Origin of the sequence: Rhodoblastus sp., from assembly GCF_041915505.1 — a bacterium.
In the GTDB taxonomy this organism is placed as follows: Bacteria; Pseudomonadota; Alphaproteobacteria; order Rhizobiales; family Beijerinckiaceae; genus Rhodoblastus.
On sequence record NZ_JAYSBG010000086.1, the window covers coordinates 1 to 11,395 of the forward strand.

Below are 11,395 nucleotides of genomic sequence, written 5' to 3' on the forward strand. Positions count from 1 at the left end.
GCGGTGCGGAAATAGCCGCGCTGGAAGGCGCCGAAGGCGAGATCCGGCTGGTCCGGCGCGAGCGCGGCGCGGGCCGGCGCCGCGAACAGGCTGGCGGCAAGCCACAACGCGCAGGCCGCTTTGGCGAAATGGCGCCTCACGCGCGCGTCTCCGCCCGGTCGAGCGCGGTCTGGGCCTCGGCGACCGCCGCCGCCACGCCGCGCGGATCGGCGAAAAAGCTCGGCCCGAGCGCCACGAATTCCGCTCCTGAGCCGGCGAGGGCCTCGACCTCGGCCGGCGCATGAGCGACCGCGACGCAGGGCACGTTGAACAATTCCGCCCACCAGGACGCGCGCTCCAGCACCTCGGCAGCGCTTTCGGCGCCAGGCTCGAAGCCGCCGAACATCAGATAATCGGCCTCGCTCTCGCCGGCCGCCATAGCCTCGTCGCGATTGGCGAGGGCGCCGATTCCGACGATGCGCTCGGGCTTCAGGCTGTCCAGCGCGCCGGCGAAATTGTCGCCCGGTCCCTCGATATGGACGCCATCGGCGCCGGCGCGGGCGGCCAGCGCGGGATCGTCCGCCACCAGAACCGCCGCGCCCGCGTCCTGGATCAGCGGCGCCAAGGCCCGGACGATCTTCTTGCGCGCGCCCTCGTCGGCGGTGGCAAAGCGCAGCAGCACGCAGGCGACATCGCCCGCGCCAAGAGCGGCTTGCAGCGCCGCCGCGAAAGCCGGCGCGTCCGCGACCGGAGGCGTTATGAGATAGAGGCGCGGTTTGATGAAGTCAGTCATGGCTTGCCGAAGAAGGAGCGACGTGCTCGGGGAGTGGCGGAATTCAACGGCAAAAATGGGGCCGCGGCAAGCCGCGACCCCATCGCAGTCCGGTTCTCTTCAGGCGCTCAGGCGGCTTTGGGGGCCAGTTCGCCCGAAGCGTAGCGCTTGGCCATTTCGCCCAAAGTGAGGACCTTCTTGATCTTGGAGGCCTGGCCGGCGGTGTTGAACTCTTCCAAGCGCTGGCGGCAGATCTTGGTCATGGCCTCGGTCGCCGGCTTGAGATATTTGCGCGGGTCGAATTCGCTCGGGGCTTCGGCGAAAACTTTTCTGATCGCGCCGGTGATCGCCATGCGGTTGTCGGTGTCGATATTGATCTTGCGCACGCCATGCTTGATGCCGCGCTGGATTTCCTCGACCGGCACGCCCCAGGTCTGCGGCATCTTGCCGCCATATTGATTGATGATGTCCTGCAGATCCTGCGGCACCGAGGAGGAGCCGTGCATGACCATGTGCAGGCCCGGCATTTTCTGGTGGATTTCCTCGATGACATTCATCGCCAGAATGGCGCCGTCGGGCTTGCGCGAGAATTTATAGGCGCCGTGCGAGGTGCCCATGGCGATGGCCAAAGCGTCCACGCCGGTCGCCTTGACGAATTTCACCGCGTCGTCCGGATTGGTGACGAGCTGGTCGTGCGACAGCTTGCCTTCGAAGCCGTGGCCGTCTTCCTTCTCGCCCATGCCGGTTTCGAGCGAGCCCAGCACGCCGAATTCGCCCTCGACCGAAATGCCGCCGAGATGGGCCATGTCCGACACATATTTCGTGACATGGACATTATAGTCCCAGTCGGCCGGGGTCTTGGCGTCCTCTTTCAGCGAGCCGTCCATCATCACCGAGGTGAAGCCCGCCTGCATGGCGGTGAAGCAGGTCGAGGCGCTGTTGCCGTGATCCTGATGCACGCAGATCGGGATCTGCGGATAAATCTCGACGCAGGCGTCCATCATGTGCTTGAGCATGACGTCGTTGGCATATTGGCGGGCGCCGCGCGAGGCCTGGATGATGACCGGCGCATCGAGCGCGGAAGCCGCCGCCATAATCGCCAGCGCCTGCTCCATATTGTTGATGTTGAAGGCGGGGACGCCGTAATCATGCTCGGCGGCATGATCGAGGAGCTGGCGAAGGGTGATGCGGGCCATGAACGTCGTCTCCAGATATCGCTGCGCGTTGCGTTTAGCCTCGATTCCCCGCAGGGGCAACTCGACATCGGTTGAATGCGGCGCCGCGGCGCCATCATGCTTACCGGCGCGGGAGCTGGCGGCGCCTCACGCTGAATCCGCGCCAGGAAAACCTTGGGGCGCGCATTCTGTTCCGGCCCCGCGGTTCGGGCCGCAAAATGACGACGGCGGGGCGCTCGGACAAAAGAAAAGCGCCCCGATCGGGGCGCCGTTCCAGTCTTTGATCAGGCTCGCCTGTCAGGCGCGAATGGCTTCGACGCCCGGCAGAACCTTGCCTTCAAGCCATTCGAGAAAGGCCCCCCCGGCGGTCGAGACATAGGAGAATTTCTCCGCCGCCCCGGCGTGATTGAGCGCCGCCACCGTATCGCCGCCACCGGCGACCGAGAGCAGCTTGCCTTCCTGCGTCAGCCGCGCCGCGACATTGGCCACCGCATTGGTCGCGGCGTCGAAGGGCGCCAGTTCGAAGGCGCCGAAGGGGCCGTTCCACACCAAAGTCTTGGTCGCGCCGAGCACGGCTTCGACCTCGGCCACCGATTTCGGGCCGGCGTCGAGGATCATCTCGCCTTCGCCGACATGATCGACGCTGACGACATGGGACGGCGCATGGGCCCTGAATTCGGTCGTGACCACGGCGTCGGTCGGCAGCACGATCTGGCACTTGTTGGCGGCGGCGGTCTTGAGAATGTCGCGGGCGGTGTCGAGCAGATCATGCTCGCACAGGCTCTTGCCCACCTTCTTGCCCTGTGCGGCCAAAAAGGTATTGGCCATGCCGCCGCCGATGATCAGGAAATCGACCTTCTTGGTCAGATTGCCGAGCAGCTCCAGCTTCGACGACACCTTGGCGCCGCCGACCACCGCCGCGACGGGGCGAGCCGGCTGTTCGAGCGCATTGGCCAGCGCTTCGATCTCGGCCTGCATGGTGCGGCCGGCGTAAGCCGGAAGCTTGCGGGCGAGGCCCTCGGTCGAGGCGTGGGCGCGATGGGCGGCGGAAAAGGCGTCATTGACATAGACGTCGCCAAGCAGCGCCAGCGCGTCGACGATCGCCGGGTCGTTCTTTTCCTCGCCCTTGTGGAAGCGGGTATTTTCCAGCAGCAGGAATTCGCCCTCGCCCAGTTTGGCGACGGCCTCGGCCGCCGAGACGCCGATGCAATCGCAGGCGAAGGCGACCGGCTTGCCCAGGCGCTGGGCCAGAGCGGCGGCGACGGGCTTGAGCGAATTGGCTTCGTCCGGCCCGTTCTTGGGGCGGCCGAAATGGGCGAGCAGGATGACCTTGCCCCCCTTGCCGGCGATTTCATTGAGCGTCGGCAGGATGCGGTCGATGCGGGTGGCGTCGGTCACGCGGCCGTTTTCCATCGGCACGTTGAGATCGACGCGGACAAGCACGCGCTTGCCCTTGAGTTCAGCAGAATCGAGGGTGCGAAAAGCGGACATGAGCGGCCTCAAGCGACAAGGCGGCGTGCGAAAAAGTGGAACCCGGTTTTTCGCAAAGGACGCCGCGATATCAGGGAACCCAGAGTGTTCCGCGGTTGCGGAACGCTCTGGGAGAACGAAAAAGCGCGCCTCGATGGGGAGGCGCGCCGCATTCCGATCAGATCAGCTTGGCCATCGCGACGGCCGTGTCGGCCATCCGGTTCGAGAAGCCCCATTCATTGTCGTACCAGGACAGGATCGAAACCAGCGTGCCTTCGAGCACCTTGGTCTGGTCCATGTGGAAGATCGAGGAATGGGGGTCGTGGTTGAAATCGATCGACACGTTCTTGTCGGTCGTATAGCCGAGCACGCCCTTGAGCGGGCCTTCGGCCGCCGCCTTGATCGCGGCGTTGATCTCGTCCTTGGTGGTGGCGCGCTTGGCGACGAATTTCAGGTCGACCACCGAGACATTCGGGGTCGGGACGCGCAAAGCGAAGCCGTCGAGTTTGCCGTTCAGCTCGGGCAGCACCAGGCCGACGGCCTTGGCGGCGCCGGTCGAGGTCGGGATCATCGACAAGGCCGCCGCGCGGCCGCGGTAGAGGTCCTTGTGGAAGGTGTCCAGCGTCGGCTGGTCGCCGGTATAGGAATGGATGGTCGTCATGATGCCCTTTTCGATGCCGATGGCGTCGTTGAGCACCTTGGCGACCGGCGCCAGGCAATTGGTGGTGCAGGAGGCGTTGGAGACGACCAGATGATCCTTGGTCAGCTTGCCGTTGTTGACGCCATAGACCACCGTCAGGTCGGCGCCGTCGGACGGCGCGGAGACCAGCACGCGCTTTGCGCCGGCCGTCAGCAGAGCCGCCGCCTTGTCGCGGGCGGTGAACAGGCCGGTGCATTCCAGCGCGATATCGACGCCCAGCTCCTTCAGCGGCAGGGCCGAGGGATCCTTGATCGCGGTGACCTTGATCGGGCCGGTTCCGACGTCGATCGTGTCGCCGTCGACCTTGACCACGCCGGGGAAGCGGCCGTGGACGGAATCATAGCGCACGAGATGGGCGTTGGTCTCGACCGAGCCGAGGTCATTCAGGCCGACGACCTGAATGTCGGTGCGGCCGGATTCGACGATGGCGCGCAGCACGTTGCGGCCGATGCGGCCAAAACCGTTGATGAAGACCTTAACCGTCATTTCGATGCGCTCCTTGTGGCCTTGTTGGCGTTCCCGTTCTCGAAACGGGGTCTTTTGCGTTCCGCCCCTCCAAATTCCCGCCGTTTTCCGACGTGGAATTCCGTTAGAGGCCCTTTAATCCGTTTCGCGCCGCCTGCGCAACCGTGGCGGCGTCGATTCCGAAGTGATCATAGAGCTTTCTAAAAGGCGCGGAGGCGCCGAAGCCCGTCATGCCGACGAAAGCGCCGGTCCGGCCCAGGAACAGGTCCCAGCCCATGGCGATGCCGGCCTCGACCGCGACGCGCACCGGCGCTTCGCCGATGACGGCCGCCCGGGCCGCGTCGCTTTGCCGCAGGAAGAGTTCGAAACAGGGGACCGACACGACGCGGGTCGGAACGCCCTCGCCTTCCAGAACCTTCTGCGCCTCAAGCGCGATCTCGACCTCCGAGCCGGAGGCGAACAGGCTGACCTTGGCCGGGCCGGAAGCCGGCGACAGCTCATAGGCGCCTTTCGCCGAAAGGTTGTCCGCGACGAAGCTCTTGCGGACCGGCGGCAGGTTCTGGCGAGTCAACGCCAGGACCGAGGGATTGTTGCGCGCCTCGATCGCCGCCTGCCAGCATTCCAGCGTTTCGGTGGCGTCGGCCGGGCGGAACACCAGCAGGTCGGGAATGGCGCGCAGCGAGGCGAGATGCTCGACCGGCTGATGGGTCGGGCCGTCCTCGCCGAGGCCGATGGAATCATGGGTGAAGACCTCGATCGAGCCGATCCCCATCAAGGCGGCGAGGCGCAGCGCCGGGCGGCAATAATCGGCGAAGGCCAGGAAGGTCGCGCCCGACGGGATCAGGCCGCCATGCAGCGTCATGCCGTTGATCGCCGCCGCCATGCCGTGTTCGCGAATGCCCCAATGGATATAGCGGCCGGCGTAATGGCCGGGCGAAACGGCAGGCGTCGCCTCGACCTTGGTGTTGTTCGAGCCGGTCAGGTCGGCCGAGCCGGTAACCAGTTCCGGGACAGCCGGCGCCAGCACTTTCAGCGCGGCTTCCGAGGCCTTGCGGGTGGCGACGGAAACGTCGACTTCGGCAAGGCGGCGCTTTTCCGTCGCGACGGCTTCCGCCAGCGCCTCGGGCAGGCGGCCTTCAAGGCGGCGCAGGAATTCCGCGCGCCGCGCCGGCTCCAGCTTCATCACCTTGGCCTGCCATTCGCCCTGCGCCTTGGCGCCGCGCGCGCCCGCCGCGCGCCAGGCGGCGAGAATGTCGTCCGGAATTTCGAACGGGCCGTGAGGCCAGCCCAGCGCCGCCTTGGTCCCCGCCAGTTCCTCGGCGCCGAGCGGCTCGCCATGGGCCTTGGCCTTGCCGGCGCGGGTCGGCGCGCCATAGCCGATCACGGTCTTGCAGGCGATCAGCGTCGGCCGGTCGGATTTTTGCGCGCGGGTCACAGCCGCGAGAATGGCGCCCTGGTCGTGGCCGTCGACCCGCTCGGCCGCCCAGCCGGCGGCCTCGAAACGCTTGAGCTGATCGACGGAATCGGAGACCGAGAGCGGCCCGTCGATAGAAATGCCGTTATCGTCCCACAGCACGATCAGCCGGTTGAGCTTGAGATGGCCGGCGATGGCGATGGATTCCTGCGACACGCCTTCCATCAGGTCGCCGTCGGAGGCCAGCACATAGGTGCGGTGATCGACCACATCGCCGAATTCCGCCGCCAGCATACGCTCGGCGAGCGCGAAGCCGACCGACGTGGCGAGGCCCTGGCCGAGCGGGCCGGTGGTGACCTCGACGCCGGCGGTATGGCCATATTCCGGATGGCCGGGCGTCTTCGAGCCGAACTGACGGAAATTCTTGATCTCGTCGAGCGTCATGCCCGGCGCGCCGGTCAGATGCAGCAGCGCGTAGAGCAGCATTGAGCCATGACCGGCCGACAGCACGAAACGGTCGCGATCCGGCCAGGCCGGGTCGGCGGCGTTATATTTCAAGACCTTGGTGAACAGCACGGCGGCGATGTCGGCGGCGCCGAGCGGCAGGCCGGGATGGCCGGATTTGGCCTTTTCGACGGCGTCGATGGAAAGCGCCCGCACGGCGTTGGCCAGGGTCGCGCTGCTGACTTCGGTCATTTCAGGATTCCGATTTTGGGGGCCGGTTCGGCGATTGGCCGGGTTGATATCAGGTCGCGTCCAAGAATCAAAACGTCATGGGGGCATCGCAGCCCGATCGCGCGCCAAGCCGAGGAAAACCGCCGCGCGGGCGCGTAATTCCTGTGGCAAGCCCCACGACCCCCTTGGCGGCGGCCAAGACGATGATAGATTGCTGGAATCCTCCGTTTTTGCGCCGGACGCGCCGCGGAGGGCGAAAACAGAGCCGCAAGCCGACCGTGAGCGAACCCGCAGCAAGCCGACCCGAAAGCCGATCCTTGCCTCCGAGCCTGAACGAGCCGACGCCGATTGAAGCCGAGCCATCCCCGCCGCGCCCAGAGAAACCCGGCGCGCAAGAGCGGCCTGAAATGGCGCGGCTCGAAGCGGCGCGGCCCGAAACGGGGCGGCTCGAAACGGCGCGGCGAAGGCTGCGCGTCGCGCTCGACGGGCTCGACGCCGCCGTGACCCGCCAGGCGGAGCGCGCGCTCGACCAGGCCGATCAGGCCGCCGAATATGCCGCCTTGCAGGACGATCGTTCGCGTCTCGCCGTCGAGCTTGACGCCGCCGCGCGGCGGCTGCGCGCGCTGGAGGCGGCCAATGGCGAGGCGGCGCGCCGGATCGAGCGCGCCTCGGCCGCCGTGCGGGCGGTGCTCGCCGCCGATTCCGGCCAGGAGGCCTGAATGGCGCAAGCGGTCGTCACCATAGCCGGACGCACCTATCGCATGAATTGCGACGAGGGCGAGGAGGCGCATATCGAGGAGCTGGCGCGGCTGGTCGATTCCAAGATCGACGAATTGCGCGGCGCCTTCGGCGAGATCGGCGACCAGCGCATCACCGTGATGGCCGCCCTCACCATAGCGGACGACCTGGCTGCGGCGCGTAAGAAGCTGGCGGCGGAGGCCGAGGCGACCGCGCAGGCGCGCGAGGACGCGGATCAGGCGCGCCTGCGGCTGGAGGAATGCGCCGAATGGGCGGCCGCCGCGCTGGACGCCGCCGCCGAACAGGTCGAGGCCGCCACCCGCGCCCTCAACGACAACGCCGGCTGAACTATTCCCCTTCGCCCTGCGACAAGGCGCGAATCTGCGCCATGTCGAACTGGGCCAGCATGACGATGGCGCGGGCGCGATTATAGACCTTCAGCTTGCGCAGGATCTCGCCGACATGGGCCTTGACCGTGGTCTCGCTGATGCCGAGCTGATGAGCGATGACCTTGTTGGGCAGGCCCTCGGCCAGCAGTTCCAGAACCTTCTTCTGCCGTGCGGTGAGCTTGTTGAGGCGGGCGAGCAGGGAATCGCCGACCTCGGGCGGGCCGCGATCCGGCGCGGTCGCGGAAATGGCGCGCATCTGCCGGTTGAGCGGATCGGTCATCACCGCGACCATCGAGCGCGCCGAGGCGAAAAATTCGGTCACGCGCTCATTGACCATGGCGCGCTGGCGGCGGGCCAGCTCGATATGGCTGTCGGCGAGTTCGCCGGGGCTGTGGGCGGCGCCGAGCGCCTCGAACAATTCGATGGTGGCGAGCGCGCTGTCCTGGATCGAGCGCATGGCGCGCGCCTGGAGATCCTCCAGTTCCGCCGCCAGTTTCACATTGTGGCGGTCAACCGATTCCGCCGCCTCCTCGATCGCCGTCTGCAACAGGCCATAGGCCATGCGCACCTGGCGCCCGAACAGATTGGCGGCCGTGCGCAGGCCTTCCTCTGCCGGCCGGCCGCCGCCCGCGGCCGCGCCGCCGGCGAGTCCGTCGACGATGGGCTGCTCCGTCGATGCGTCGCGCCCCCGCGCCAACTGCACCCTTCCGCCGTCACTGTCATTGAGGACAGACATCGTTTGACCTCGAATCGAACGGACCGGCTCCATCAACGCCGCGCCCCGGAAAAATCCTTCATTTGATTTATGCTGCAATCCAGCATTTTGACAGGAAGCCGCTATTGTACTTTCTGCCATCCTGTGGGCGCGATCCCGGCCGGGCGCTGAAAATGGTCATGAAAAAGATATAGTGCTGGGACGATCACGCTCCAACTCGGGCGCAAGGGACGGCCTCATGGCGGATGAACTTCTGGTTGCGAAACAGCGTTTCGAACTTCCCGAATTGCGGCTGACCGGCGGCGGGACCCTCCGCGACGTCGCGGTGGGCTTCGAGACCTATGGCGCTCTCAACGCCGCGCGCGACAACGCCATTCTCGTCTGCCATTATTTTTCCGGCACCAGCCACGCCGCCGGCCGCTATCGCCCGGACGATCCCCTGCCCGGCTATTGGGACGCGATCATCGGCCCCGGCAAGGCGGTCGACACCGACCGTTATTTCGTGATCGCCTCCGACACTCTGACCAATCTCAACGCCTACGATCCCGACGTGGTCACCACCGGCCCGGCCAGCCGCGACCCGGCCACCGGCCGGCCCTATGGCCTCGCCTTTCCCGCCGTCGCCATCGCCGACTTCGTGCGAGTGCAGAAGGCTCTGGTCGAATCCTTCGGGATCAACCGGCTGCGGGCGGTGATGGGGCCGTCGATGGGCGGATTGCAGACCTTCGAATGGGCGGCCTCCTATCCCGACGCCATGGAGCGGATCATTCCGGCGATCGCCGCGCCCAATTTCAACGGCTGGCTCACCGGCTGGCTCTCGATGTGGGCGCAGCCGATCAAGCTCGATCCGGCCTGGCGCGGCGGGGCCTATTACGACCACGCGCCGCCGAGCGCCGGGCTTGAGGCCGCCATGCGGATCATGACCCTGCACGCCCTGCACAGCGACTGGACCGACAGCGCCGGCGGCCGCGCCGTCGCCGACGGGGCCGATCCGACCGATGTCGCCTCGGCGCCCTTCGCGATCGACAAGACGCTGGAAGACGCCGTGCGCCTGCGCGCGCCGATGGCCGACGCCAATCACATGCTTTATCTCGCCCGCGCGAACCAGACCTATGTTCCGGGCGCCGGCGGCGGCGCGACCAGCGTGGCCGAGGGCCTCGCCCGCATCAAGGCGCCGGCGCTGATGATCTATGCGCCGGACGATCTGGTCTTCCTGCCCGAATGGGTGGAGGCGACGGCCAAGACGCTGAGCGGCCAGGGCGTGGCGGTCGAAACCGCCAAGCTGAGCGGGCCTTATGGCCATTATAACGGCATCGTCCGCATCGCCGAGGCCGGGAAACGGATCGCGGATTTTCTTGCGCGGGATTTTTAGCGTAAAAGGCGCGAGGGCCTGTGACGGTGGGGCCCAGCCTGTTTCCCGACGCGAGGCGAAAGCGCAATGGCCCGAAAGAGCAAGACCTCCCCCGCCAAGGCGGACGCTGCGGCCAAACCGGCGGCCGTGAAAGCCGCGTCAGCGCGGTCCGCGCCCGCCAAGGGCCGCGCGGCGAAGGGAGGATCCGAGAAAAAGGCGGCCGCCAAAAAGGCCGCCGTCAAGAAGCGCGCCGCCAGCCGGCTGAGCCTGTCCCTGCCGCTCGCCCGCGCCCGGAAACTGGCGGGCGACCTCTATGAGGCGGCCGGCCTCGCGCTCTGGGCCGAGGCGATCGAAACGGCGGCCGAGCCGAATAAAACCGAACTGGTCGCGCTGCAGGAATCGATCTGCGAGGCCGCCGATTTCCTGCGCGACGCCAAGGCCGCCAATCCGAAACATCTCCAATTGTTCTGGGTCGCCTGCCTCGACCGCAGCGGCCTGCCCTCCACGACTCCGCATTTCGTCACCGCCGCCAGCGAGGAGGACGCGCTGGCGATCTGTCGCGACCGTTTCAAGAAAGAGTTCGGCCGGCGCCGCCCGCACGCCTTTCCGGTTCCGCCACTGGCGGACGCGCCGGGGCCGCACGAATGACGGCGGCCTTTGCGGCGCCATTCGTCCACAGCCGCCACGCTTTGGGTTGGAAAGACGTCCCGGCGGCGGCGGAGGAGCGACCGTTCGAACGGGTCCGTACGGTTTTCGCGGAATGGCGAAGCCGCCGCGCGGCTTGACGCCGAGGTCTTCCCGGCCCGCAAGCCGATGTTTGCGGACCGGGAAGGCCTCGCGCATTGGCGCGGCCGTCGTTAGAGCCTATATGGCGGAGAAGAATTTTCCGCCCCGACATGCAGGCAAGGATGCGCGACGCCACAGCCGACAAGCCCGAACAAACGCTCGCCGCCCGCCTCGGGCCGGTGCTTTTCCGGCTCTGGCCCTATATCTGGCCGCATGAGCGTCGCGATCTGCGGCTGCGCATTTTCGCGTCGCTGGGCCTGTTGGTCTTGGCCAAACTCGCCACCGTCGCCACGCCCTATGCCTTCAAATGGGCGACCGACGCGCTGGTCGCGCTGCATGTCGGCGAAGGCGCGGCTTCGGCTCTGGCGGCGCCCGTCGGCCTGACGCTGCTCTACGGGGCGCTGCGCGTGCTGATGGCCGGCCTGACCCAGGCGCGCGACGCCGTTTTCGCCGATGTCGCCATGAACGCCGTGCGCCGGCTGGCGGTGGATGTCTTCATCCACCTCCATGCCCTGTCGATGCGCTTCCATCTCGAACGCAAGACCGGCGCCCTGACCCGCGTGCTGGAGCGCGGCCGCAACGCCATCGAGACCCTCACCCGCATGGTCACGCTGAACGGCGTCCCGACCGCGCTGGAATTCGCGCTGATCCTCGGCGTGATGTTCTTCCAGTTCGACTGGCGCTATGCCGCGATCACGGCCGCGACCATTGCCGCCTATCTCGCCTATACGGCTTTGGCGACCAATTGGCGGATCGGCATCCGCCG

Annotated in this window: 11 protein-coding genes; 5 read left to right on the top strand and 6 right to left on the bottom strand. The window is 67.0% G+C overall.

The window, feature by feature from the left end:
- Positions 1-136 precede the first annotated feature (136 nt).
- From ACE3S9_RS07645 to tkt, 5 genes are all read right to left on the bottom strand, one after another.
- The gene (locus ACE3S9_RS07645; protein ID WP_374545850.1) at positions 137-772 is read right to left on the bottom strand and encodes a thiamine phosphate synthase; all 636 of its coding nucleotides are present in this window, start codon (positions 770-772) and stop codon (positions 137-139) included.
- A 107-nt stretch (positions 773-879) separates the two neighbouring features.
- The gene (fba, locus tag ACE3S9_RS07650) at positions 880-1,947 is read right to left on the bottom strand and encodes a class II fructose-bisphosphate aldolase (protein WP_374545851.1); all 1,068 of its coding nucleotides are present in this window, start codon (positions 1,945-1,947) and stop codon (positions 880-882) included.
- Between the two features lie 276 nt (positions 1,948-2,223).
- Entirely contained in the window at positions 2,224-3,417 is a 1,194-nt protein-coding gene (pgk, locus tag ACE3S9_RS07655; RefSeq protein WP_374545852.1) for a phosphoglycerate kinase, read from the bottom strand.
- Positions 3,418-3,574: 157 nt separating this feature from the next.
- Complete coding sequence (gene gap / locus ACE3S9_RS07660) at positions 3,575-4,582, bottom strand: type I glyceraldehyde-3-phosphate dehydrogenase (protein WP_374545853.1); 1,008 nt, start codon at positions 4,580-4,582, stop codon at positions 3,575-3,577.
- A gap of 103 nt (positions 4,583-4,685) precedes the next feature.
- Positions 4,686-6,671 (bottom strand): transketolase, encoded by a 1,986-nt coding sequence (gene tkt / locus ACE3S9_RS07665; RefSeq protein WP_374545854.1) that lies wholly within the window; start codon positions 6,669-6,671, stop codon positions 4,686-4,688.
- A gap of 386 nt (positions 6,672-7,057) precedes the next feature.
- Here tkt and ACE3S9_RS07670 point away from each other — a divergent pair, with 386 nt between their 5' ends.
- Positions 7,058-7,369, top strand: a complete 312-nt coding sequence (locus ACE3S9_RS07670) for a DUF4164 family protein (RefSeq protein WP_374545855.1) — start codon at positions 7,058-7,060, stop codon at positions 7,367-7,369.
- Positions 7,370-7,735: a cell division protein ZapA gene (locus tag ACE3S9_RS07675; protein WP_374545856.1), complete on the top strand. Its 366-nt coding sequence runs from the start codon at positions 7,370-7,372 to the stop codon at positions 7,733-7,735.
- A 1-nt stretch (position 7,736) separates the two neighbouring features.
- On the opposite strand, the gene ACE3S9_RS07680 is transcribed toward ACE3S9_RS07675, so the two are convergent.
- Positions 7,737-8,513: a LuxR C-terminal-related transcriptional regulator gene (locus ACE3S9_RS07680; RefSeq protein ID WP_374545857.1), complete on the bottom strand. Its 777-nt coding sequence runs from the start codon at positions 8,511-8,513 to the stop codon at positions 7,737-7,739.
- 217 nt (positions 8,514-8,730) lie between these two features.
- On the opposite strand from ACE3S9_RS07680, the gene ACE3S9_RS07685 reads away from it, so the two are divergent.
- The 3 genes from ACE3S9_RS07685 to ACE3S9_RS07695 all read left to right on the top strand — a co-directional run.
- Positions 8,731-9,864 (top strand): homoserine O-acetyltransferase, encoded by a 1,134-nt coding sequence (locus ACE3S9_RS07685; RefSeq protein WP_374545858.1) that lies wholly within the window; start codon positions 8,731-8,733, stop codon positions 9,862-9,864.
- Between the two features lie 66 nt (positions 9,865-9,930).
- On the top strand, positions 9,931-10,491 hold the full coding sequence (locus ACE3S9_RS07690) for a hypothetical protein (protein ID WP_374545859.1): 561 nt from the start codon (positions 9,931-9,933) through the stop codon (positions 10,489-10,491).
- A 260-nt stretch (positions 10,492-10,751) separates the two neighbouring features.
- Positions 10,752-11,395, top strand: a 644-nt coding sequence (locus ACE3S9_RS07695; protein WP_374545860.1) for an ABC transporter transmembrane domain-containing protein, incomplete at its 3' end; no start/stop codon positions are given.